Below are 24,313 nucleotides of genomic sequence, written 5' to 3' on the forward strand. Positions count from 1 at the left end.
GTGTTGACCAGCCTGGGCGTTTTTTTTCAGGTCATGATCTCACTGGCAATCAGCTGCGCTTGCTGGCGTATTTCATGTAACGCGGTACTTTCCCACAATTCGCCGCGCAGCAAAGAACCAATGCCATACACAGCCGGATAGACAGCACCATTGCCGTTTTTGAGCCGCAAAGACGTGACATCGGCCGCAAGGCCCAGTCCCAGCGGCCCGGCCGCCAGTACGCCGGCAACTATCGCCTGTTGCAGCGGATGACCGGCCAATTTGCGGTAATCTTGCTCCGGCCCTGTGCAGTTCATGACTAAGTCGGCCTGAAACTCAAAGGTTTGTGCAGCCACATCCCTATGCACCCGGCTGCAAATCTGTAGGTTCAGCTGCTCACCAGCCGCGCTGGCCTGCACCACCTGGCCGGCGTGCACTTCCAATAAACCGTACAAACGCTGTTGCTGCAGCTGGTCATGTAAATGCAGCGGCACCCGGTGCCTGGCCACGCCCCATAAATGTCGTAAGCGACGCATAAACATGGTTTTTTCTGCAGTGCTGAATTGCTGCCAATAACGCTGGGTGTGTGGTCTTAATGCATCGATCAGCGGCTCGGCCGAAACGCCTAAGCGTCGCACCTGATGCCGGGCCCGGTTAAACAACCGCAATAGTTGCCGTAAGCTGGCCTGCTGCGGCAGAGCCTGACTAAACTGGCTGAGCTGCAGGCCGGGATGACGGTGCGGTAACATGCCATAACCATGTGGTGATACCGACAACACCGGTGTCTTTAAACCGGCTGCGCGCAGCGATAACAGCGTATCGACCATCGTCAGGCCGTTGCCTAAGATCAGCACTTTGCTGTCGGGTCTGAGTTTGGCAAGCCAGGCATCGGACCAGGGGTTTTGCACATAAGCCGGATGCTGAGTCAGGGCCAACACTCCAGCCGGATGGTGCGGCAACTCGTTACCACAAGCCAGCACCAGCGCCGTAAAGCTCAGCCACTGGCCGTCACTTTGCAGTTGTGGCGCCTTGGGATTTGCCAGGTCCAGCGCCGTTACCGCCTGCGGCCGCAACTCAAGTGTTATCCCCTGTTGCACCGCCCGGTTGCGCGCTTCCTGCCAGCGCTGCTCGACATAATCGCCAAATAATGCACGCGGCAGATAGGCCTGCGCCAACACCGCCGGTTCATCGGCTGCAAATGCAGGCTGCCGGGCCAACCACAGCAAAAAATCATCCGGCGCTTTCGGGTCCAGGCTCATTTTTCCGGCTGGGACATTGAGTAAATGCGCAACCTGGCGCGGCTGATAGGCCAGACCCCGGCCGAACTGGCCGCTTTTGTCGAAAACCGTCAGCGACATCCCAGTCTTTGCTTGCTGAATCAATTGGATAGCCACTGAAATGCCGGCTATCCCCCCACCTATTATCGCGATGTTGTGCATCTGTTTTTCTGACCAACTGCATGGATACCGCCGCTGTGATAACTGGCGGCCACCCTTCCTGTCAATGAAAAAAGCAGTTAAGGTGAAGCTGAAATTGATGTTTTGCCTGCCGGAGTCCCTGATGTCACAAGCCCCCTCATCTTTAATTGCCCTGGTCACCGGATGTTCCGGCGGCATTGGTCTGGCTTTGGCACGGGAACTGAAAAGCCGGGGTTATCAGGTATTTGCCACAGCCCGTCAACCCGGCGATTTGGCGCGGTTGCAGGCCGAAGGTTTTGGCGTGTTTGCACTGGATGTGAACGACCAGCAACAAATTGATGCCACCATCGCACAGCTCAGTACTCAACAAGGCCGGCTCGATTTATTGGTGAACAACGCGGGTTACGGCGCGATTGGCCCAGTACTGGATATCAGCCCGGAGCGGCTGGCGCTGCAGTTTCAGACCAATGTGTTTTCAGTGGTGGCGATGACCAAAGCCGCCTTGCCGCTGCTGCAACAAAGCCACGGCACAGTACTGAATATCGGCAGTGTCAGTGCCAGTCTGGTGACGCCTTTTGCCGGCGTTTACTGCGCGTCCAAAGCGGCGCTGCATGCGGTCAGCGAAGCGCTGCGGATGGAGCTGGAACCTTTAGGCGTGCAGGTGCTGTTAGCAGTTACTGGTGCCGTTGACACCGGTTTTGCCGACCGCGCCAGTCAACTGGCAGAACAAGTGCTGTCGGAAGATTCCAGCTGGTGGCCATATCGCGACGGCGTGCGCCGCAGAGCCCGCGCTTCGCAGGATTTTCCAACACCAGCCAGTGAATATGCCAGAGCTCTGGCAAAAGCGCTGCAAACCCCGCAGCGTCAGCTGCATATCCGCGTTGGCCGCGGCAGCTGGTTATTGCCGCTGCTCAAAGCCGTGCTGCCCGCCAGCCTGCTGCACCGGATCCTCAAACGCAAGTTTGGCCTCGCCGCACATTAACCCCCTGCCTTTGACCAAAATCGGTACCGGAAATTTATTTGTGCAAATTGCAGTGTCTTTAAGCTTATCTTAAGAATTGCCATTCTTAATTGTTTAAGTTTTTTAGCACCCTGCGTCCGGAGCTTGTATGTTTTTTTCACGTCAGAAAACGGCCGAAACCTCTGCTTTACTGTACGCCAAAGACGTCGCTTTACTGGAGAACGACCTAAATGCTATTCGCTCCAATATTGCTTTTATCAGTTTCACGCCCGACGGTACTATCCTCGACGCCAATAAACTCTTTCTCAACACTATTGGCTACGACTATGCCGAAGTCATCGGCAAGCATCACCGCATTTTTTGTGACAAAACCTACACCAGCAGCAGTGCTTATCAGCAATTCTGGCAACAACTAAGCCAAGGCATATCACAAAACGGCACTTTTGCCCGGCTGCATAAATCTGGCAAAACTGTCTATCTGCAAGCCAGTTACTTTCCGGTGCTGGATGATACCGGCCGTGTTACTAAGATATTTAAACTGGCGAGTGACGTCACGACAGACCAGCTGGCCCTGCGCGATAAAAATGCCATTCTGGCCGCGTTGGATAAATCCCTGGCGGTGATTGAATTTGCGCCGGACGGTTCCATCATCCATGCCAACGACAATTTCCTGCAAACCATGCACTATCAATTGCATCAGCTGCAGGGCAAACATCACCGCATTTTCTGTCATGACGAATTTTACCGGCAAAATCCGGATTTCTGGCAACGCCTCGCCAGTGGCCAGGTGTTTTCCGGCCGCTTTGAACGCAAAGATGCCCGTGGTGACAGCATTTGGCTGGAAGCGACCTACAACCCAATCCGCGATGAGCATGGCAAAGTGTATAAAGTGATTAAATTTGCTTCCGACATCAGCGAGCGCGTACATTCTGCCCGCCAGGCGGTAGAAGTGGCTGCGGCAACCTCAGAGCAAACCTCACAAATCACCAGCAATGCCGTGCAAGTGCTGAATGAAGCGGTTGCGACCTCAGTCCAAATTGCGCATCAGGTGCAGCAAGCCGCCGGCAACGGCACTGAACTGAACCAACAGGCAAAAAACATCAGCGATATAGTCGCGACCATCCGTGGTATCGCCGAACAAACCAATTTGCTGGCACTGAACGCGGCGATTGAAGCCGCCCGCGCCGGCGATTCTGGCCGTGGTTTTGCCGTCGTGGCCGACGAAGTACGCAAACTGGCTGGCCGTACCAGCGATGCCACGGCGGAAATTGCCCGGGTGGTGCAGACCAATACCTCTCTGATTAAAACCATTGATGAGCAGCTAAATGCCATTAGTTCCGTCGCAGCACAAGGCCAGCACAGTATTCAGGAAGTTGCTGCCGGTATCGCTGATGTTGGTCAGGGGGTCGCAAATTTTGTCGCGGTAGTCGAGCGACTGAAGCCATAACAACCGGCAGAACTCGCTGCGCTATGATGCAGGTCGATTGGGTCCGGGTCGGCAGACAGAATATTTTTTTTCAGCCGACTTGTCCCGAATAGATCCACTGCTATGGTTGATTAGCAGTCTCGCAGATACTCATAGTCTGTCGGGGCGCAAGGGGTGTTGCGGCGTGCTGCAAGAACCTGCAATATCGTTTGATGCCGCTGTCCTGTGAGTCAGTGACTACCTGAGTCAACAGGACGTTGCATCTTCAGTTGTGTTTGCTCTGATACGGAGATCCTATGTTTTTTTCCAAACACAAAACGCCGGCGCCTGCCGCTCTCCTGTTTAATGCCAATCAGGCGCAGCTGGAAAACGAGCTCAACGCCATCCGAAGTAATATCGCTTTTATCAGCTTCAGCCCGGATGGCGATATTCTGGACGCCAATAAACTATTCCTCGAAGCTGCCGGTTATAGCTACACCGAAGTGATCGGCCGGCATCACCGGATGTTTTGTGACGAAGCCTACAGCAAAAGCCCGGATTATCTGCAGTTCTGGCGTGCGCTGGCCGCCGGTGAGCCGCAAAGCGGTACTTTTTTGCGCCGGCGTAAAAATGGCGAAGACCTGTACCTGCAGGCCAGTTATTTCCCGGTTCAGGATGACAGTGGCAAAGTCAGTAAGGTGATTAAAATCGCTTCTGACGTTACGCGCGATCAACAGTTATTACGCGATAAAAATGCCATTCTGAGCGCGCTGGATAAATCGCTGGCCGTGATTGAATTCAGCCCGGATGGTCATGTCCTGCATGCTAATCAAAATTTCCTCGATACCGTGCATTATCGTCTCGAGCAAATCCGCGGCCAGCATCACAAAATCTTTTGTTTTGATGATTTCTACCGGAAAAACCCGGATTTCTGGCAAAAACTCAGCAATGGTCAGCTGTTTTCCGGTCGCTTTGAACGCAAAGATGCACAAGGGCAGCGGGTCTGGCTCGAAGCGACCTACAACCCGATCCGAGACGAACATGGCCGGGTCTATAAAGTGATTAAGTTTGCCTCCGATATCAGTGCGCGGGTTAATGCTGCGCGTCAGGCGGTGGAAGTAGCTGCCGCCACCTCAGAAGAAACCTCACAAATTACCGGCAATGCCGTCAAAGTATTAGGCGAGGCAGTCGCTACTTCGATGCAAATTGCCAGTCAGGTGCAGCAAGCCGCCAGTAACGGTGCGCAGTTAAGCCTGCAGGCCAAAAATATCAGCGACATTGTCACGACCATTCGCGGCATCGCCGAACAAACCAATTTATTGGCGTTAAATGCCGCCATTGAAGCAGCACGGGCCGGCGAGTCTGGCCGCGGTTTTGCCGTGGTGGCGGACGAAGTGCGTAAACTCGCCGGCCGCACCGCGGAGGCCACTGCCGAAATTGCCAAAGTGGTGCAGACCAACACGGGCCTGATCCAGACCATCGACCAGCAACTCAGCGCCATCAGCGGTATCGCCGCGCACGGCCAGCATGCGGTGGAAGATGTGGCCGCCGGCATTAAAGATGTCGGTCAGGGCGTGGCGAATTTTGTCGCTGTGGTAGAAAGACTGAAGCCCTGAGCCGGACAAAGCGAAAGCAAGAACGGTCAGGCGACGGTGTGATGACTTTGATACAGTAAGGCCACTTCTTGCTTAAGGACCTTGCTGATGTCAGAACCATTTTTAGTGCTGTTGCCCCAGTTACTCCAACTGATTGAAAACGCCGATGAACCACTGACGCTGAGCGAACTCAGCGCCCGCAGTGGCTATTCCGCCTGGCATCTGCACCGGCAGTTCCGGTTTTATTGTGGGATGCCACTGCAGAGTTATCAGCGATTGCTGAAGCTGCAACGGGCGGCCACTGCTTTGGCCTACCGGCAAACTCCGGTGACTGAGCTGGCGCTGGACGCCGGTTATCAGCACGCCGAAAGTTTCAGCCGGGCTTTTGCCCGTTGGTTAGGCCAGGCGCCGGCGCAGTTTCGCCAGCAGCCGGACTGGCAATATTGGGCGCAACAAACTGCACAGCTGAACCAAATTGCCCGCAACGACACCACAACCATTAACGGCGCGACACTATGGACTGAAACACGCAGCAGCACACTGTTGCTGCAATGGCTGCATCAGGGCCAGCCGGCCAGTATCGGCGACAGTATCCGGAGTTTTATTGAGTTTCGCCGCAGCAATAAATTACATCCCAGCCGCTTCGCGACCTTTAACCTGCTGTATGACGACCCACAGGATTGCGCACCGGATGACTACCGTTTTGGCCTGGCGCTGCAGCTTAGCGCACCACAACCGGAGCTATTGCAGCAGCCGGAATTGAGTCTGGTGACGGTGCCGGCCGGTTTATACGCCTGTTATGAGCACATCGGGCCTGATGCGCAGCTGGAACCTGTGATCCGCGCTTTATACACCGAACTGCTGCCGGCGCGGGGCTGGTTGCCCGCTGATGTGCCGCTGTTGCTGGAACGGGTGCAGTTTTTCCCGGACGTGCCGGCGCATCAGGCGCATAGCCGCATCTGGCTCGCACTGCAGACCGACTGAAACCATTGTTGATCAAGGTCAGTTTTGTCTGATGAAGAACCGGCTACACTGACTTCTGTTTTAGCCGTTTTTTTCCGCACGGAGCTGTCCATGAAATATCCCACCGCCGCCAGCGCTTTAAATCTGATCGGCAACCACGAATTCATCTGGAGCCATTCGATGGCGGCCACCCCCTACAGCATGCTGGACGCCTTAGCCCAGGTGGCGCGCGACAAACAGCAGTTGACGCTGCTGAGCCTGCATACCGAAAAAAGCGGTGCTTTGTGTGCGCCAGAACTCGCCGGCCATTTACGCCAACGGGTGTTTTTTGTCGGCGGTCCAACCCGCCCGGCGGTCAACGGCGGCCTGGCCGATTATGTGCCTTGTTTTTTATCAGAAATTCCAAAGTTATTCCGCAGCAAAGAACAACGCGTCGATACCGCCATTATTCAGGTGTCGCCGCCAGATAAACATGGTTTGTGCAGCCTCGGCGTGTCAGTCGAGGCCACCCGCGCCGCGATGCAAAATGCCCGGCGTGTCATTGCACAAATTAACCCACGTATGCCACGTACCCACGGCGACTCATTTGTCCATCTGCAGGACTTCGCTGCGTACGTTGAGCTGGAATCGGTAATTCCACTGCATCTGCCGGCGGAACAAGACCCAATCACCCAACAAATCGGCGCCAATGTGGCGAGCCTGATTCGTGACGGCGACTGCCTGCAAATGGGGATAGGCGCTATTCCGGATGCGGCGCTGGCTTGCCTTGGCGACCGGCAAAACCTTGGCGTACATACCGAAATGTTCTCCGATGGCGTGTTACCGCTGCTGGAAAAAGGTGTGATCAACAACCGCAATAAGAAAAAACATCCGGGCAAAGTGGTCACCACTTTTGCCATGGGCAGTCAGGCGCTGTACGACTTTGTCGACGACAACCCAGAAGTGGTGTTTTTGGATGTGGCTTATACCAATGACACTGCGGTGATTCGGCAAAACCCGCAGGTGGTGTCGATTAACAGCGCCTTGCAGGTCGATTTGTCGGGCCAAATCTGTGCCGATTCACTCGGCACCAAAATTTATTCCGGCGTCGGCGGTCAGATGGATTTTGTCCGCGGCGCCGGTTTATCCGAAGGTGGCCGCGCTATTATCGCGCTGCCAAGCACTGCTGCCGGCGGCACTGTGTCGCGCATCAGTTCCTTGTTAAGCCCGGGCGCCGGCGTGGTCACCACCCGTGCCCATGCGCACTACATTGTCACCGAATATGGCGTCGCGAACTTACGCGCCCGTAGCCTGAATGAACGCGCCAGGGCTTTAATTGACATCGCGGCGCCGCAATTTCGCGAACAACTGGCACGGCAGGCGTTTGAGGACTGGGGGTTGAGGCTCTGAACAGCGGCTGTCACTCAGGCCGCCGGCACGCCTCAGCTTCGGCTAAATCGCGTGCGGCGCGCCATTCCAGGCTGCTTTTTAACACCAGCGTCAGCAGCGCCAATAAAGCCAGCAAAGACGACACGGCAAAGGCGGCGGCAAACTGATATTCGTTGTACAGAATTTCGATATGTAGCGGCATGGTATTGGTCTGTTCACGGATTTTACCCGACACCACAGACACAGCACCAAACTCACCCATGGCCCGCGCGTTACACAAAATCAGCCCATACAGCAGTGCCCATTTCACCGACGGCAAAGTGACGCGGATAAAGGTCTGCCAGCCACTGGCGCCCAGCGTCAGCGCGGCTTCTTCGGCTTCGCGGCCCTGCTGCTGCATTAGTGGAATGAGCTCGCGCGCCACATAAGGGAAAGTGATAAAGATGGTGGCGAGCACAATACCCGGCACGGCAAACATCACTTGTAAATCATGGTCGTTCAGCCATTCGCCCCACCAGCCCCGTGCACCAAAAATCAGCATCAGGCTTAAGCCGGCAATGACCGGCGACACCGCAATTGGCAAATCAATCAAAGTGATTAAAAACTGCCGGCCACGGAACTGAAATTTGGCAATGGCCCAGCTCGCTGCCAGACCAAAAATCGCATTACAGGGCACCGCAATCACGGCGGCAATCAGCGTCAGCTTAATCGCATGCGCCGCCGCAGGCTCTGTAATAGCCGCCAGGTAAACCTGCCAGCCTTTACTGAAGGCTTCGCCAAAGACAATCACCAGCGGTAACAGCAGAAATAACGCCAGAAAGCCCAGTGCCAGAGTTAATAAAATGCCACGCAGCCACAGCGGTTCTGTGGTGGCGCGTCTTGGTTGAAACTGACCTGAACCTGCACTCACCGTGCACCTCCGTGCCGCTGCTGACTCCAGTGCTGCAACGCATTAATCAGGAGCAATAAAATAAACGAAATCAATAACATCACTGTACCAAGCGCCGCAGCGCCGGCGTAATCAAACTGCTCCAGCCGCGACATAATCAACAGCGGCGTAATTTCAGTGCGAAACGGCATATTGCCGCTGATAAAGACCACAGAGCCGTATTCACCAATCGCGCGGGCAAACGCCAGCGCAAAGCCAGTCAGTAGCGATGGGATCAACGCCGGAAAAATCACCCGGCAAAAAATCTGTAAGCGGTTGGCACCCAGGCTGGCAGCGGCTTCTTCCAGTTCCTGCTCTAAATCTTCCAGTACCGGCTGCACTGTCCGCACCACAAAAGGCAAGCCGATAAACACCAATGCCAGCGTCACACCAATCGGCGTATAAGCGATTTTGATGCCCCACTGATAAAAATACTGGCCAATCCAGCCGTTTGGCGCATATATCGCCGTGAGCGCAATGCCGGCCACCGCCGTCGGCAACGCAAAGGGCAAATCAACCAATGCATCTATGACTTTTTTAAACGGAAAGCTGTAACGCACCAGCACCCAGGCTACCAGCAGGCCAAACACCAGATTAATCAGCGCGGCAATAAAAGAGCTGCCAAAAGTCAGTTGATAACTGGCGATGGCGCGTTCACTGGCCACCACTTTGACAAAACCGGCCCAGTCCAGCTCAAAGCTTTTCAGCACCAGCGCCGACAGCGGCAGGAATACCAGCAGGCTCAGGTAAAAGGTGGTGAAACCCATACTGAGGCCAAAACCCGGCAACACCGGTTTTTGCGTCGATTTTCTAAACAAAACGAATGCTCCTGTTACCGGACTCAGCGCGCATAAATCTGGTCAAAAATGCCGTCTTCGGCAAAGTGTTGTTGCTGCACCAGATCCCAGCCACCAAAATCGGCGATGGTTTTCAGCTCCAGCTGCGGCAACGCCGCCACACCCGGCACCGGCTGCAGAGGCCGGAAATAGTGCTCAGCCGCTAACTTTTGCGCCTCTGGCGTGTATAAAAATTCTAAATAAGCCTGCGCCAACGCTGTGGTGCCTTTGCGTTCGGTGTTCTTCTGCACCACCGCCACCGGCGGCTCGGCCAGCACTGAAATCGACGGCACCACAATTTCAAACTGGTCCGCACCTAATTCTTTGACTGCCAGATAAGCTTCGTTTTCCCAACTTAACAGCACATCACCAATACCGCGGCGGGCAAAAGTGCCGGTCGAGGCACGCGCACCGCTGTCGAGCACCGGCACGTTACGATACAGCTTTTGCACAAAAGCTTTAGCGCCAGCTTCGCTGCCGCTGCTTTTCAGGCCATAAGCCCAGGCTGCCAGATAGTTCCAGCGTGCGCCGCCGGAGGTTTTTGGATTGGGGGTGATCACGTCGATGTTGTCGCGCACCAAATCATTCCAGTCACGGATGTTCAGCGGATTGCCTTTACGCACCAAAAACACAATGGTCGAACTGTACGGCGAGCTGTTATGCGGTAATTGCTGTTGCCAGTTGGAGTCAATCAGCTTGCCGACACGCGCCAGCGGGTCAATGTCTGCTGCTAAGGCTAAAGTCACCACATCGGCCCGCAGGCCATCCAGTACCGCGCGGGACTGGCTACCAGAGCCACCATGCGACTGTTCAACAATGAGTTTCTGACCGGTTTTTTCCAGCCAGACTTTGGCAAAGTGCTGATTAATATCGCGATAAAACTCACGGGTTGGGTCATACGACACGTTCAGCAGCCGCACTTCTTTGGCTTGCGTTTGCGTATTGGCCTGCAGCTGTGGTGCTGCGACAACGAGCGGCACAACGAACAGCGCCAGTTGGGCGAACCGGCGCCATGTGCTATGGCGCTGCGATGACTGCAGGTGGCGCCGTGTCGCGCTGACCTGCAGGGCTGAACTGAATAATTGCAACTTGTACTCCGCAATCAGGGCTGACCGCCGGTCGCAAGGCTCCGGCAGTTTCAGATATACAGACGTCTGAACATCTCTTGATGGGAGTAAGACTAAAACAATTCGGTCAAGATAAAAAGAATCAAAAAGTGCAGAGCTATAACCAAAAGTTATGTTAAAGCTTCAGCGCTGTAGCCGGTACTGCCAGCAGATCCAGCCGGACAACAGCAGGCCAGAAATGCCCCAGCACAGGCCCAGTTGCGGCAGTAAAGCCAGGCCGCTGGGCGGCAAGTGCAGTAGTTGTAGCAATATCAACAAGCATGTCGCCAGCACAAAACCGCTGGTTAATGTGCGCAGCAGCGCAAGCAGCCACCAGCTTCGTTTGCGGCCATAGGATTCTGCCGCCCCGCACAGCATCAGCACGGCCAATACGCCGCCAAACGCTAATAAAACGCGTAGCGCAGGCCCGGCATACAGACTTTGATGCGCCGCGTAGCCGAGATTTCGCAGTGACCAGGGGGTACTTTGCCAATAATCGTCCTGTGGCAGCACCTGCAATTGTGTATTCAGTGATTGTTGTCGCAGTTGATAAGGCGCGGTTTGTGGCCAGTTTGGCTGTTCGGTTAACAACCATTTGCCACTGGTTAGATCCAGCTGCACTTTGGCGACGGGCCAGCCCGGTGTTTGCAGCAAGGTCGCCAGTTCTGGTGCGGTGAATGTCGTGGCTGTTTCTTTGGCGGCAGCGACTGGCTGTGGCAGCGGTGTTGGAAACAGGGCCTGATAATAAGCCGCACTGTGTTGTTGAATCAGTTCCGGTGCCCAGTTGCCATACTGCGTCAACAGCGCCGAGCCAAAATACCAGCAAAGCCAAGGCAGACTCAGTAAAGCCCCGACCAAGTGCCAACGTAACGGGCCGTGGCCGAGTACATGGCCGAAAAGCTGCGTTGTGCCGGCTTGCCGCCAGCGCTGCCAGAATAAATAAATACCCGATGCAGCCAGCGCCAGCAGCGCAATCGACAGTCCGATTAATAGCGGCTGCGCCGCACGCTGCAACAAACCCGCCAGCTGATAATGCAGTGAAAAAAACAATTCACCGACGCTATGCCGGCTATTGCCGGGCGTCAGTTCCAGCGGTTCCCCCAGCGCAATCAAGCCGGTCTGCGCAGGATCTGTCGGAAGTTGCAGCCAATGGCGGGTTAAGGTCCAGCTACCCGGTTGCTGCAGGTGCAACGTCAGATAAGGTTTGCGGGGTGAAGCGAATTCCACATAAAGCTGGGCTGCGGCAGGCGCTTGCTGTTGTTGCCATTGCAGCGCCAGTTGTAACTGTTGCGCGGTTGGTATGTCGACGGCGCGGGCTGGCGCCAGCGCAGGCGTCAAAGCCAAATCAAGCTCAGCGCGATACAGCGATAAAGTGCCGCTCCAGCTCACGATAACCGCCAGCGGCAGCAACACGCTACCTGCCAGCGCATGCAGCGCTTTTTGCCGTTTCGCCAATTGCAGCAGACCAAACGCCAGCACAATCAGCAGCACCAGCTGCGTCAGTTGCGTCCATAACAGCGCATCGACAATCCCTAGCGCTGGCGTCAGCCAGGACAGCAGCCAAGTTGCCAGTTCAGTGCAAAGCCAATATCCCAGCGCACCGCCGAGGCTTAACCAAAGAATGTTGCTGAACAAAGGGCTTCCTTTTGAGTTGTGCTGTGCGGTGGAAGTGTAAGGCGGCGAACGTACGGCGACGCTGGCGCTTGCCGGTACCTACCCGGTACCTACCCGGTACCTACCCGAGACCTTCCTGTTATTGGCTTGGCGGTTGAGGCGAAATCCCGTATAACAAGCGCATATTTTTCCACGCAGAGTGTCGCATCAATGCAGCTGACTGAACAACATCACCCTGAGTTTGGCGACATTGCCAAACAAAAAATCGCCGAATTTAATGCCTTACACTGGGACGCCAGCCTGCGGCAGCCACTGGGCCTTGCCATCCACGATGACACCGGCAATTTACTCGGCGCCTTAGCCGGCCGCACTTTTGGCAACTGGTTTTATCTGGAATCGTTTTGGCTGGCAGCCGAATTACGCGGCAAAGGCCAGGGTTCCGCGCTCTTGATGCGTGCCGAACAAATCGCCCGCGAGCGCGGCTGCCGATATGTGGTGCTGGATACCTTAGATTTTCAGGCCCGGCCCTTTTACGAAAAACACGGCTATCAACTGCAATGGACCCAGCAAGACTACCCGTTCGCCGGCGGCGCTAAGTATTTTATGAGCAAGGTGCTGTAGTAACGCTGTTTAGATAGTTGGTCCATAGTGGCAAACCCAACGCCACTGCGTTCGCCCGTTCGCGCCTCCCGCGCTCACTCCGTGGACACCGATATTGGTTTGTTGGGTTTTGGGATGGCGGCTTTGCCTTAATTGTGGACACCAGTTTTTCGTGAACCTGACTCACTACCAAATCTACCTGGCTACAAATTTATTTTCTCGCGATCTGTCTGTACAGCTTTTGAGATATCACTACGTCCGTGTCTTTCCAAAAATCATTCTTAGATGCAATCATTTGGCTGAAATCAATAAACAACTGATTAATCCATTTTTCAGAAACCCGTTCATCCTCCATGGAATGGAATTTAACTTTTGTAGCGTCATAACATGACGCTACAAGTTCTCGTGAGAAGAAAGCTCCTTCTCTGATTTTATGAACTAACAAATCAATTAAATATGCATCAAAGTCCACTATTGTTTCCCCCATCTTTTAACAGTCCCACGAGGATCAAATGTACGTGTTGTTCCCATAAACTGCCTGAAGACTCCCGCGCCAAATTGGTTATATGAACTTGTGTAGTATTCGAACCCAACGCTCGGTCTCAATGTAAGATGCGAATAGCCTAAAGGTCGCGGTACGGCACTTCCTGGACACCTATCCGATTTCATATATGTTCAGACGTTAACATCTCCGCAACCGAAGCAAAAACTTGTTAGTGCAACTGAGGGTTTTCCAGAGCCAAGTTTTGTTGGAGCTTTGCATGTCCGTTTGGGGCGAATTGCAGTCATCGAATATGGAGCATTGTACGGCGACGCTGCGCTTGCCGGTACCTACGATCTCAATCAGCGAGTCGGTACGCGCAAGCGAAGCCCGCTGGGCGTCACACGCCGTACACGTTATCCCCAAATAGTTGTATGTGTATGCAACTGCCACAAAAGAACTCTCAAAACGGCCGGTCGATTACTAAAGCAGACCGTCAGCCGCAGGGATAGCGGCTGACGAGCCTACAGGGACGTATTCACGGCGTGTCTGCTGTGTAAGCGGCCGTGCCGTTTGCTGCGAATTCGAATCGAATGTTCATATATTCAACCACCAACTTCTGGCACAAATCCCCCACCACTCAAGGCTCAATCCGAATTTGCTTAATCAACACTGGCTGTTTTGGGCTATGAAAAGCAATAGGTTTTGCGCCCGGATTGTCGATCCATTTCTCTTCTACCGGCAGCGCAGCAAAGGCATCCAGTACTTTGTCGCCGTCGCTGAGCTGGCCGAAATTGGTGTATTTACCGTCTAAATGCGCGCGGCGTTCTAAGCAGATAAAAAACTCGGTGCTGCCACTGTTCGGGTCTTCGTCGCGGGCCATGCCGAGGCTGCCGCGGATGTGGGGTAACTTATCAGAGAACTCGGCCGGGACGCGGTATTTCTGATGGTCCGGATGATTGTCATCATTGATGCCGGCCTGCGCCACATGGCCTTTGACCACGCGATAAAATGATTTGCCGTTGTACCAGCCGGATTTGGCGAGTTCGATAAAACGCGCTGTGGTTTTTGGCGCCGCTTGCTGGTGCAAATCAAACTTCATCGTGCCGATGGTGGTTTCAATCACCGCAGTTGGCGCCGCCTGCACCGCGCCAATTCCAGCCAAACCCAATAACAACACCGCACTTTTTAACAGCTTCATCCGCTTTTCCTTGTGGTTTATTGCAATAAAATAGTGATTTGATTGGTCTGGCCTTTGGCTTCCTGCGCGCCAAACGGCAAGACTAAATCCTCTTTGCCATCGTCGTTTAAGTCATTGACCAGTAAATTAATGGCGCGTTTTGGCAGCTTAATCTTCTGCCGCGTACTTTTGTCGGAAAACAGCTTCGCGCCAACCGGCGCGTAACTGCGCAGCGTATCGTCATCTTCGGCTTTCAGCAGCGTGGCTTTGCCGTCAGCCCCTTTTAATACTGCGGTGACCGGCAGATTAAACTGACCGCTGCCAAGCGAAATGCCGACATCCACTTCCTGCCGGTGCACCGGCTTAGTGCCAAAACTGCCGTCGGCCTGCTGTTTGTAGAACAGCCAGTCGACCGACGCCGAACCGGTCAGCAATGCTGACACGATTTTACTGATGCCGATGTCCGCCGCCGGCGTGTAAAAATCTAAGCGGCCGTCGGCGTCTAAATCAGCAAACTGCACGTCAAACTGCACACCGGTGGTGTTGATTTGCTGATCCGCTTTAACCGGAAACACCAGCTTGCCGTTGTCATTGCGGCCATAGTGAATGCGGTAGCTGTATTTCTGCTCCATCACATCAACATAATGCTGTTGTTGCACTACTAAATCGGTGACTTTATCGCCATTTAAGTCGAGTAACCGCTCCAGCCGCGTGATGGTCAGGCCTTCATAGCTGCGACCATCGCCGCCACGCTGTTGCGCCTGTACGTCCGGCGTCAGGCCAACGCCGAGCGGCACCACAGTAGCAGTGGTGGCAAAGCTGCCATCGGCCTGCTGCGGATAAACCCACAGGTTGTCGTCGACGTTAAACACAATGTCGGTGCGACCATCCAGCGTGAAATCGACCTGGCGTGGTGTTTTCAGGAAAAAATCCGGGTCTTTCTGGAAAATCTGCATTTGTGCAGCGATTGGCAGGGCATAACTGCGAAAGCTGCCGTCTTTTTGCTGCATCAGCACCTGCAGGGCGCGAAAATCCGGCACCAGAAAATCGGTCAGGCCGTTTTGGTCTAAATCTGCGGCGAATTCAAGTTCCAGCATGCGTTTGGCGTCCGTCACCGGATAAGCCGAAGGCGCACTCGCCAGTTGCCGCCATTTTTTGCTGTCGGTTTGATAGTGCCACAAGGCGTCCTGCCCCATCGCCACCAGCTGGCTGCCATTGTGGCCAGCTAAAGTCGCGGCCTGAAAAAACTGTACTTGTGCCGGTAAAGCAATTTGTTCGGTGCTGTTATTGGCGTAGTCGACCCGGCTGAGCCAGCGGAATTCATGATTGTGACCAGACACCAGCAACACCGGCTGACCGGGCATCCGCAGCACGCTGCCATTGGCCGGATGTTCCAGTTTTATCGTGTTAGCTTTGAGTTGCAGCGCTTGGACCGGCGTCAACACCAGCGCGCTGGCCAGCATAGCCGTCAGCAGTTTGCCTGATGGGATGTTATGGAGAGAAAAAGAGCGCAGCGCCGGTGCCATCCTGTGGTTCCTCATCTTGGATCTATTCAAAAGTACAAAGCAGCATACGCTGCATCACAGTTCAAAGACCAACAAATGTGTAACAAATTCAGTCGCTAAAGCATTTTTTTCGATGGATATTGGCTGCTACCCTGCGAAAGATTCCCGCTCCAGGCCGGTTCGGGCTAAAATAGCGGGCTTTGTTGTGTGTTGGAGATGTGTGATGTCAATTAACTGGTTCCCGGGTCATATGCATAAAGCCCGCAAAGAAATTGCGGAGGTGATGCCCCAGGTTGATGTCATCATCGAGATGCTCGACGCCCGAATTCCATTTTCCAGTGAAAACCCGCTGGTGCCGGAACTGCGTGGCGACACGCCATGTATCAAAGTGCTGAATAAAGCCGATTTGGCCGACCCGGCTGTCACGGCCATCTGGCAGGCACATTTTGAACAGGAAGCCGGCGTCAAAGCCATTCCAATCAGCCAGCAGGACCCGGCACAAATCCGCGCATTACTTGACCTCTGCACCACGTTATTACCAGACCGCAACTTCGACGTACGTGGCCCGCGCGCAATGATTATGGGGATCCCGAACGTCGGTAAATCGACCTTAATCAACACCTTGGCTGGCCGGGTGATTGCCAAAACCGGCAACGAAGCCGGCGTCACCAAATCACAACAACGCATTAAACTCGACAACGGCGTGATTTTAACTGACACGCCGGGCTTTCTGTGGCCCAAACTCAGCCCAGCCAGCTGTGGTTATCGCCTCGCCATCACCGGCGCCATTAAAGAAACCGCTTTTGATTACGGCGACATCGCGCTGTTCGCCGCCGAATACCTGTTGGAACATTATGCCGACCAGGTATTAAACCGTTATCAAATCAAAGAAAAACCGGAAAATGATTTAGCCCTGCTCGATGCAATTGGCGCCAAACGCGGCTGTATGGCCAAAGGCGGTGTGGTCGATGTGACCAAAGCGGGCGCCATTTTAATCAACGAGTTACGCGCAGGCCTGTTTGGCCCTATCACGCTGGAAACCCCTGAAATGGTGACAGCAGAAGTCACCAATGCTAAGTTAGAGGAAGCCCGCAAAGCCAAAGAAAAAGCGGAGCGTGATAAAGAACGGGCGCGCCGCACCAAGAAAAACCGCCGCTGACGCCCAGACCCAGGTTTGTCTTTTGCGCTGTTTGCTGTCTATGCCGGCAAGGCGCAAAAGCCCACGTACACGGAGTTTGCGATGTCTTGTCTGTCCCGCCGGCAGTCCCTGCTGGCCTTGTTGATTTCCGGTTGTTTCACCCTGTCGGCGCACGCTGCGCCTGTGCTTATCAGCAATATCAAAGGTTATGGTTTTGACGACCAACGCCAGCTGTTGTCGTTTTCCGAGCTGGTGTTTGACGACGCCACTGGCAAAGTGTTGGCGCGCGGTCAGGGCATCGCCAAAGACTATCCGACAGCCAGCAAAATCGACGGCCAGGGCCGTACTTTATTGCCGGGGCTGATTGACGGTCACGGCCATGTGCTTGGCCTTGGTCAGAACCTCAGTCAGGTCGATTTACGCGAAAGCAGTTCGGAAGCCCAGGCTGTCACCAAAACCGCCGCTTTTGCCAAAGCCAATCCGCAGGCGCAGTGGATTTTAGGCCGTGGCTGGAATCAGGTGTTATGGCCGAGCCAACAGTTTCCCGGCAAACAGTTATTAGATGAAGTGATTAAAGACAAACCGGTCTGGCTCAGTCGCGTGGACGGCCACGCCGGCTGGGCCAACAGCAAAGCGTTGCAACTGGCCGGCATCAGCAAAGACAGTATTGACCCACCGGGTGGCCAAATCATCCGCGACGCCAATGGCGAGCCAACCGGCGTGCTGATTGATAACGCCATGCTGATGCTGGAAAAACAAATCCCCGCCATCAATGAAGCTGAACGCGTCAGTGCGCTGAATGCGGCATTTGCCCATCTGCTGTCGCTGGGCATCACCAGCACGCATGATGCCGGCATCGACGCGGCCAACCTCGCCACTTACCAGCAATTACGCGAAGCGAAACAGCTACCGCTGCGGCTGTATCCGATGTTGTCAGCGACAGATCCGGCGCTGGGGAATTGGCTCAAAGCCGGCCCCATCGATGACCCTCTTGATTTCCTCGATGTGCGTTCGGTGAAAATCTATGGCGATGGTGCGCTTGGCAGCCGAGGTGCGGCCTTGCTCGCGCCTTACAGCGACAAACCGAAAGAAAAAGGCCTGTTAGTCACCCAGCCGGATAAACTGACGGCGGTGATGAAACTGACCATAGACGCCGGTTTTCAGGCCAACGTGCACGCCATCGGCGATTACGCCAATCAGCTGGCGTTAGACCGCTTTGAGAGCCTGCAAACTGATGCGCAGCGTAAGGCTGGCCGTCACCGGATTGAACATGCGCAAATTGTTGCACCAAAAGACTTGCCGCGTTTTGCCGTTTTGCATGTGTTGCCATCGATGCAACCAACCCATGCCACGTCGGATAAAAACATGGCCGGCGACCGTTTAGGCGTGGCGCGGCTACGCGGCGCTTATGCCTGGCGCTCTTTAGTCGATGACGGCAATCGCATTGTCGGTGGTTCGGATTATCCGGTGGAGCTGGCCAATCCATTTTTTGGTATCCATGCGGCGGTGACGCGGCAGGATCAGCAAAATCAGCCGGCCGGTGGCTGGTTGCCGGAGCAAAAACTGACGCTGGTTGAAGCGCTGCGCAGTTTTACCGTCGATGCCGCTTATGGCGCTTTCCAGGATCAGGCGATGGGGAGCCTCGCGCCCGGCATGTGGGCTGACTTTATTCTGGTCGACCGCGACATCGTCAAAGTTGCGCCGGAACAGCTGTGGCAGACCAAAGTGCTGGCGACTTATGTCGGCGGCGAACTGAAGTACCAATTTCGTGAATAAATAGCTCCGTGAATAAACAGTTTCGGGAATAAACAAGGTTTTTTATGATTAGCCAGAAGTGGTCAAAACTAATTAAGTCACTGCATTTAAAGAAGTTTCGAAAAGCAGAGCAACTGTTTTTTGTCGAAGGTGAAAAAGCAGTGCTGGAAGTGTTGGCCGCGCACTGGCCGGTCAAAGCCTTATTTGGCACTGCCGACTTTTTTGACCGTTATCCGGAAACCGCCTATGCCGCCGAGATGAGCCACCCCTGCTCCGCCAGCGAACTGGAGCAGGTCGGCACTTTTACCAGCAATAACGCGGCGCTGGCTGTGGTGGCGATTCCGCAATATGCGCCTTTTGCTGAAACCGCCGGGGAATGGACTTTGGTGCTGGATAACGTCAATGACCCCGGCAATCTTGGCACTATTATCCGTATCGCCGACTGGTACGGCATCCGCCATATCCTCTGCTCCGCCGATACGGTGGATACCTTTAACCCTAAAGTGATTGCCAGCGCCAAAGGCTCGTTTTTGCGGGTCAAACTGCATTATGGCGACTTAGCGCCAGTGCTGAATCAGGCAAAGCAACCAGTGTACGGTGCCTTTTTAGACGGCGATTCGGTGCATCAGTTGACCTTGCCCAACGCCGGTGGCTTTATTGTGCTTGGCAACGAAGCCAACGGTATCAGCGACGCCATCGCAGCCTGTGTGAACCGCCGTATTACCATTCCGGCTTTTGGCCAGGCCGAGAGTTTAAATGTCGGCATCGCCAGTGCGGTTATTGTCGATAACCTACTGCGGCTTTCCGGGAAATAGCCGGTTATTGACTGAGTAAAATCAAGCAATTCAAGACAAAAAAGCGCCGGCCGGCGCTTTTTTTATGTCTGGACTGAAGCCAACAGTCAGGCTGCTTTGCGTATTGCCTGACTGTGTCGACGGCACCAGGCCAGCAGCGGTAAACCAAGCAACAACCCACCTAAACCAGCACCACCACCACCCGAGCCTGAACTGCCAGCATTTGGTGTCACCGGGTCGCTGCTGCGTGTTGCATCCAGCGGATATTTATCGCTGCTGTCGGCCACACCATCGTTGTCGTCATCCGGGTCGGCGTTATTGCCGATGCCGTCTTTGTCAGTGTCCGTCGTTTCTTTTGGATCTAACGGGAAGGCATCCGCAGTGTCTGCAGCGCCGTCGTTGTCATCATCCGCATCGGCGTTATTACCGATGCCGTCTTTGTCGGAATCCAGTGTTTCTTTTGGATCCAGTGGGAAAGCGTCCGCCGTGTCAGCCACACCGTCGTTATCATCATCCGGGTCAGCATTGTTGCCTATCCCGTCCTTGTCGGTATCCAGCGTTTCTTTTGGATCTAACGGAAAGGCGTCTGCTGTATCTGCCACGCCGTCGTTGTCATCGTCCGCATCGGAATTATTACCAATGCCGTCTTTGTCAGTGTCTGTGGTCTCTTTTGGATCTAACGGGAAGGCATCGGCCGTGTCTGCAACACCATCGTTGTCATCGTCAGTATCTGCATTATTGCCGATGCCGTCTTTGTCAGTGTCCAGCGTTTCCGTCGGATCTAATGGGAGAGCATCATTCACATCCGGCGTGCCGTCGTTGTCATCGTCCGGATCTGCGTTATTACCGAGGCCGTCTTTGTCAGTGTCTAAAGTCTCTTTTGGATCTAACGGGAAGGCATCGGCAGTGTCAGCCACACCGTCGTTGTCATCATCCGGGTCGGCGTTATTACCGATGCCGTCTTTGTCGGTATCCAGCGTTTCTTTGGGATCTAGCGGAAAGGCATCTGCGGTGTCAGCCACGCCGTCGTTGTCATCATCCGGATCGGCATTGTTACCGATGCCGTCTTTGTCGGTGTCAGTGGTTTCCATTGGATCCAGCGGGAAGGCATCATTCACATCTGGCGTACCATCATTGTCATCATCCGGATCCGCGTTATTGCCGATACCGTCTTTGTCGCTGTCTATCGACTCAGTCGGGTCAAACGGCAATGCGTCGTCTTTGTCGACTATGCCATCGTTATCGTTATCGTTATCAGCAGTGTTTAGAATGCCATCACTGTCAACGTCATTATCACCGCCGGCACTGGCGCCAATCGTCAAGGCTTCCGGAATCACTTGCGTCATGGTGTTACCGTTGGCTTGCACAACCTTGATACGCAAATCGGCTACGCGAGTCTCAGCGCTGATCGGCAAACCTACTGTATGCCCGGTTTCCGCTGATTTTTTATAAATAGTTCGCCAATTACCGCTGTCAGTCCTGAAATCCACCTCAACAGAAGTCACGGGCGATTGATCTACCGGCTTCCAGATATCGAAATTAAGCCGATGGTCTATACGGCTGACAATATCGCTCTGCGCTTTACGGTTAAACAAAGCGAGATTGGTTAAGCGTGGCATTTCTCCGTCTTGTTTAAAGGAATACTGCAACATCGGAGCATGACGGAGTAACTTTGTTTGGTCGTTATCAACTTGAATGCTGAGTTCGCTGCAAGTGTTACTTTGAACCCGCCAAACACCATACATCCAATCGGACCAACGTCTACTCGCTGCATATTCGCATTTATAGCTAACATCGGTATGCCGCGGAAAATAAGACATATTTAGAAATTGGTCATGCCACATCATTGGCGTATGTGATTCTTCAGACTCATTCCTAGGAGCCTGTTGAACTTGCAACGATTTGACATTGTCAGAGACCGTCACAACTCCGCTAAAAATCTTCATACTCGAACTTAACGGCAACTGCTTGGTATTAAAGTCAACGGCTGGAACCAAAACACGAGCCCCGGTATCACTGAGCCGCCACTTCACTATGGTGCCGGAACTGGACGCCGAGAAGTAACCTGAATTGGCCATTAAGTTATAGCTGTTTTGAGAACTCTTAATTTGCGGGGCTGTTTCCGCTAAAAGCAACGGCCCACTTTGATATACCCGCATCACATCACCCGCCTTGGCAGTGAATGGCCAGATATGACTCAATCCACCCCCAGTTACAGGCGAGTGATCTGGTATTAATTCAAATTTCAGCAGATTTTTATCGGTAAATTGAATGCGACTCTTTTGTGAACCTTGTCCAAGAGGGCCTTGCCAGGAATAAAACCAGGTTTCCGGGACCGCCACATTGAGATTGTCATAACGAAACGACTGTTCAAACTGCCAATCAGCACTATATGTACCACCAATCATGAAAGCACTGGGCTTGATGTTGCATTCATACTCACCACACCAGCGCATATTGTATAGCACCGGTATGACCTGTTGTTGTTTATGAAACAAACTGACGCCGGACATTGAAGTTCCCGGCTTTAACTCAATCTGTTCACCATTTACTGTCAAGTCCGAGACTTGATGATACTCCGTTAGCAAAGTGCTTTTCATGTCCAACTTTGCAGAGCCATTCACTAAAGCGGGCATTGGCACCCGGGAAAACCCCGTGACGTACGCATAGTAAGGATTTTTTGGATCTGGGAGCCAATAACGGGCGAAAATCTGCTTGAAGTTTTTGCTATCACGGAATCTGAGTTGTTTGCTTTCTGATACACCCGTTTGAAAGCCAGAGCTATAGAATTGGGCGCCTAAATTATCATCCAGAAAACGTAACTCGATTAAGGTACCGTCTGTTTGTACGTCAAGCGCTTGATATTTTTCATACCATACCGGCAGGAGCAGACGCTGGGCTCCAACGTCAAATGCCAGCTGAAATCCGGCTACGCCCGCGGTATTTTCTGGAGATTCAATCTCATTACTCTGCGCTGTATAACTCATCTCAAAAGTCACACTACTATTCGCGGCTACCTCGCGGACAGGCTGAGAAAAGTTTACTTTTAGTCCGCCATCAAATTGTCTGAGCACACTGGCTGAAACGGTCACAGATTGTGCCGTCGGATTGTTAAAGGTAATCTGGCGGCTGCCACTAAAGACTGACGGGTCATTCGGCACCCGCCCCAGCGAGATTGTCGTTTCGTTTAACGTGTAAACTTGCGCTAAAGCACTTTGTATATTCAACCGACCGCTGCCAGTTTCGGCAGGATTCCCATGAATCAAATCGGCAGATTGCATCAAATATCGTTTGACCTGCAGCGGCGTTAATGCAGGTCGCCCCTGCAGTAACAATGCAGCCGCACCAGCAACATGTGGTGCCGCCATACTGGTACCAGTTTTGCGAGTCAGTCCTCCACCAGACTTAGCCGCTTCAATATCGGTTCCCGGTGCCGCGATTTCTGGTTTCAGATAGTTAGCCCCCTCGAGCGGTCCGCGACTGCTGCTGTAATTAACGCGGTCATCACGCTGGGTATTTGCTACCGTGATAACAGACGGTGCAGCAGCTGGACTACCAATGGTCAGATAATCGTAACTATTACCAGCGGCTACGACGACGGTCACGCCAGCCTGCACTGCTTTCTCTGCGGCTTTACTAATCGGTGACTGGGCGTTACCTGGGCCGCCTAAACTCATGTTAATTACATCAGCGCCATCATCTGTGGCAGGATTGCCATCCGGATCAACCGCATATTCGAGACCCGCGATAATGCTGCTATCGTAACCATAGCCACTGTCGTTCAAAACTTTAACAGCAATTATTTTTGCACCGGGCGCTACGCCATTCCCAGCTTCCGCTTTACCGGCCGCGATAGCCGCTACATGTGTACCATGGCCATGCACATCAGTAACATCACCTGAGTTTACTAGCGTGTTTTTACCTAGAATCACTTTGCAGCTGGCGCCAAGACAGCCGCCTAATGCCGGATGGTTGTAATCAATACCGGTATCCAACACGGCGATTTTGACGCCCTGGCCAGTGATATCGCGGTTCTGCGCATCTTTCTGCGCCCAAACTTCTGGTGCTTTTACTTTTGGAACACTTTCGGTCAACGTCACTTGATAGGCCTGTTCCGGCCAGACTTTGACGACACCGGGGATCGCAGCCAGCTGCGCCTGCGTGACTGAGCCTGAGACCAGTAATAAATTGCCTAACTGGCTAAATTGCTGTTCAACCTGCGCGCCTTTGAGTTGCTGCACTGCCGCGATGACCTGCTGCTGTTCCTGTTCAATCTGTTGTCGTATAGACGCGACGACCTGAGGGTCCATCGCCAAAGCTTGAGCCGTGTTTTGCATTAACTGTTGTTGAGTTGCCGCATCGATGGATACAGGCTGCTGTTGCAGCTGTTCTGCGGCTTGTTGATGCAGTGCCGGATACAAACCGGGCCCTGTAAGCTCTAAAATATATTGTGGGTGAGATTGACGATACCAACGTAGGGTCTGTCCCTGGGGGCCTGTGGTCTGTAATAAATACCCACCTGTCTCGGGAAGACTAGCGGCATAAACGGCAGTTGTATCACCGGTCTGGGCCATTGCGACCATTGAACAGGCAAACGTGGAGAATACTATAAGTAAATTTTTCATTAGCACTCCTTTGCATTTTCATTAGTTTAACTTTTTTACCAGACTAAAACCAGAGGTCCAAG

18 protein-coding genes are annotated in these 24,313 nt (G+C 53.6%); 9 read left to right on the forward strand and 9 right to left on the reverse strand.

What is annotated here, in order from left to right:
• Positions 1-26: 26 nt before the first annotated feature.
• Positions 27-1,595, reverse strand: a complete 1,569-nt coding sequence (locus ABNT34_RS07050; RefSeq protein ID WP_348730084.1) for an FAD/NAD(P)-binding protein — start codon at positions 1,593-1,595, stop codon at positions 27-29.
• On the opposite strand from ABNT34_RS07050, the gene ABNT34_RS07055 reads away from it, so the two are divergent.
• The 5 genes from ABNT34_RS07055 to ABNT34_RS07075 all read left to right on the forward strand — a co-directional run bounded on the left by ABNT34_RS07055 (position 1,540) and on the right by ABNT34_RS07075 (position 7,710).
• Positions 1,540-2,379, forward strand: a complete 840-nt coding sequence (locus ABNT34_RS07055) for an SDR family oxidoreductase (protein WP_348730085.1) — start codon at positions 1,540-1,542, stop codon at positions 2,377-2,379. The two genes, ABNT34_RS07050 and ABNT34_RS07055, sit on opposite strands and share 56 nt — an antisense overlap.
• Positions 2,380-2,506: 127 nt before the next feature.
• Positions 2,507-3,805, forward strand: a complete 1,299-nt coding sequence (locus ABNT34_RS07060) for a PAS domain-containing methyl-accepting chemotaxis protein (protein ID WP_348730087.1) — start codon at positions 2,507-2,509, stop codon at positions 3,803-3,805.
• 275 nt (positions 3,806-4,080) lie between these two features.
• Complete coding sequence (locus ABNT34_RS07065) at positions 4,081-5,379, forward strand: PAS domain-containing methyl-accepting chemotaxis protein (RefSeq protein WP_348730089.1); 1,299 nt, start codon at positions 4,081-4,083, stop codon at positions 5,377-5,379.
• A gap of 87 nt (positions 5,380-5,466) precedes the next feature.
• Positions 5,467-6,342: a helix-turn-helix domain-containing protein gene (locus ABNT34_RS07070; RefSeq protein WP_348730091.1), complete on the forward strand. Its 876-nt coding sequence runs from the start codon at positions 5,467-5,469 to the stop codon at positions 6,340-6,342.
• Between the two features lie 90 nt (positions 6,343-6,432).
• Positions 6,433-7,710 (forward strand): acetyl-CoA hydrolase/transferase C-terminal domain-containing protein, encoded by a 1,278-nt coding sequence (locus ABNT34_RS07075; protein WP_348730093.1) that lies wholly within the window; start codon positions 6,433-6,435, stop codon positions 7,708-7,710.
• A gap of 10 nt (positions 7,711-7,720) precedes the next feature.
• Here ABNT34_RS07075 and cysW read toward each other — a convergent pair whose 3' ends face one another.
• From cysW to ABNT34_RS07095, 4 genes are all read right to left on the reverse strand, one after another.
• Complete coding sequence (gene cysW / locus ABNT34_RS07080) at positions 7,721-8,599, reverse strand: sulfate ABC transporter permease subunit CysW (RefSeq protein ID WP_348730095.1); 879 nt, start codon at positions 8,597-8,599, stop codon at positions 7,721-7,723.
• The gene (gene cysT, locus ABNT34_RS07085) at positions 8,596-9,435 is read right to left on the reverse strand and encodes a sulfate ABC transporter permease subunit CysT (protein WP_348730097.1); all 840 of its coding nucleotides are present in this window, start codon (positions 9,433-9,435) and stop codon (positions 8,596-8,598) included. Before cysT ends, cysW begins: the two co-directional genes overlap by 4 nt.
• A 23-nt stretch (positions 9,436-9,458) precedes the next feature.
• Positions 9,459-10,541, reverse strand: coding sequence for a sulfate ABC transporter substrate-binding protein (locus ABNT34_RS07090; RefSeq protein ID WP_348730099.1), 1,083 nt, complete (start codon positions 10,539-10,541; stop codon positions 9,459-9,461).
• A 162-nt stretch (positions 10,542-10,703) separates the two neighbouring features.
• Entirely contained in the window at positions 10,704-12,194 is a 1,491-nt protein-coding gene (locus tag ABNT34_RS07095) for a PepSY domain-containing protein (protein ID WP_348730101.1), read from the reverse strand.
• A gap of 189 nt (positions 12,195-12,383) precedes the next feature.
• On the opposite strand from ABNT34_RS07095, the gene ABNT34_RS07100 reads away from it, so the two are divergent.
• Positions 12,384-12,794, forward strand: a complete 411-nt coding sequence (locus tag ABNT34_RS07100; RefSeq protein ID WP_348730103.1) for a GNAT family N-acetyltransferase — start codon at positions 12,384-12,386, stop codon at positions 12,792-12,794.
• 190 nt (positions 12,795-12,984) lie between these two features.
• Here ABNT34_RS07100 and ABNT34_RS07105 read toward each other — a convergent pair whose 3' ends face one another.
• From ABNT34_RS07105 to ABNT34_RS07115, 3 genes are all read right to left on the reverse strand, one after another.
• Entirely contained in the window at positions 12,985-13,245 is a 261-nt protein-coding gene (locus tag ABNT34_RS07105) for a hypothetical protein (RefSeq protein ID WP_348730105.1), read from the reverse strand.
• Between the two features lie 649 nt (positions 13,246-13,894).
• Positions 13,895-14,455, reverse strand: a complete 561-nt coding sequence (locus tag ABNT34_RS07110; RefSeq protein WP_348730107.1) for a peptidylprolyl isomerase — start codon at positions 14,453-14,455, stop codon at positions 13,895-13,897.
• Positions 14,456-14,472: 17 nt separating this feature from the next.
• Positions 14,473-15,960 carry a VCBS repeat-containing protein gene (locus tag ABNT34_RS07115; RefSeq protein ID WP_348730109.1) on the reverse strand — a complete coding sequence of 496 codons (1,488 nt, stop codon included), beginning with the start codon at positions 15,958-15,960 and terminating at the stop codon, positions 14,473-14,475.
• 202 nt (positions 15,961-16,162) lie between these two features.
• On the opposite strand from ABNT34_RS07115, the gene ylqF reads away from it, so the two are divergent.
• The 3 genes from ylqF to ABNT34_RS07130 all read left to right on the forward strand — a co-directional run bounded on the left by ylqF (position 16,163) and on the right by ABNT34_RS07130 (position 19,647).
• Positions 16,163-17,098 carry a ribosome biogenesis GTPase YlqF gene (ylqF, locus tag ABNT34_RS07120; RefSeq protein WP_348730111.1) on the forward strand — a complete coding sequence of 312 codons (936 nt, stop codon included), beginning with the start codon at positions 16,163-16,165 and terminating at the stop codon, positions 17,096-17,098.
• An 81-nt stretch (positions 17,099-17,179) separates the two neighbouring features.
• Positions 17,180-18,853 carry an amidohydrolase gene (locus ABNT34_RS07125; RefSeq protein ID WP_348730113.1) on the forward strand — a complete coding sequence of 558 codons (1,674 nt, stop codon included), beginning with the start codon at positions 17,180-17,182 and terminating at the stop codon, positions 18,851-18,853.
• A gap of 44 nt (positions 18,854-18,897) precedes the next feature.
• Complete coding sequence (locus ABNT34_RS07130) at positions 18,898-19,647, forward strand: RNA methyltransferase (protein WP_348730115.1); 750 nt, start codon at positions 18,898-18,900, stop codon at positions 19,645-19,647.
• Positions 19,648-19,733: 86 nt separating this feature from the next.
• Here ABNT34_RS07130 and ABNT34_RS07135 read toward each other — a convergent pair whose 3' ends face one another.
• Positions 19,734-24,251, reverse strand: coding sequence for a S8 family serine peptidase (locus tag ABNT34_RS07135; RefSeq protein ID WP_348730117.1), 4,518 nt, complete (start codon positions 24,249-24,251; stop codon positions 19,734-19,736).
• Positions 24,252-24,313 lie beyond the last annotated feature (62 nt).

This window comes from Rheinheimera texasensis, assembly GCF_964031785.1.
In the GTDB taxonomy this organism is placed as follows: Bacteria; Pseudomonadota; Gammaproteobacteria; order Enterobacterales; family Alteromonadaceae; genus Pararheinheimera; species Pararheinheimera texasensis_A.

Coding starts and splice junctions, on each gene's coding strand:
- ABNT34_RS07055 (WP_348730085.1), top strand. CDS start 1,540: ATGTCACAAGCCCCCTCATCTTTAATTGCCCTGGTCACCGGATGTTCC.
- ABNT34_RS07050 (WP_348730084.1), bottom strand. CDS start 1,595: ATGCCGCCGGAACATCCGGTGACCAGGGCAATTAAAGATGAGGGGGCT.
- ABNT34_RS07060 (WP_348730087.1), top strand. CDS start 2,507: ATGTTTTTTTCACGTCAGAAAACGGCCGAAACCTCTGCTTTACTGTAC.
- ABNT34_RS07065 (WP_348730089.1), top strand. CDS start 4,081: ATGTTTTTTTCCAAACACAAAACGCCGGCGCCTGCCGCTCTCCTGTTT.
- ABNT34_RS07070 (WP_348730091.1), top strand. CDS start 5,467: ATGTCAGAACCATTTTTAGTGCTGTTGCCCCAGTTACTCCAACTGATT.
- ABNT34_RS07075 (WP_348730093.1), top strand. CDS start 6,433: ATGAAATATCCCACCGCCGCCAGCGCTTTAAATCTGATCGGCAACCAC.
- ABNT34_RS07100 (WP_348730103.1), top strand. CDS start 12,384: ATGCAGCTGACTGAACAACATCACCCTGAGTTTGGCGACATTGCCAAA.
- ABNT34_RS07110 (WP_348730107.1), bottom strand. CDS start 14,455: ATGAAGCTGTTAAAAAGTGCGGTGTTGTTATTGGGTTTGGCTGGAATT.
- ABNT34_RS07115 (WP_348730109.1), bottom strand. CDS start 15,960: ATGGCACCGGCGCTGCGCTCTTTTTCTCTCCATAACATCCCATCAGGC.
- ylqF (WP_348730111.1), top strand. CDS start 16,163: ATGTCAATTAACTGGTTCCCGGGTCATATGCATAAAGCCCGCAAAGAA.
- ABNT34_RS07125 (WP_348730113.1), top strand. CDS start 17,180: ATGTCTTGTCTGTCCCGCCGGCAGTCCCTGCTGGCCTTGTTGATTTCC.
- ABNT34_RS07130 (WP_348730115.1), top strand. CDS start 18,898: ATGATTAGCCAGAAGTGGTCAAAACTAATTAAGTCACTGCATTTAAAG.
- ABNT34_RS07135 (WP_348730117.1), bottom strand. CDS start 24,251: ATGAAAAATTTACTTATAGTATTCTCCACGTTTGCCTGTTCAATGGTC.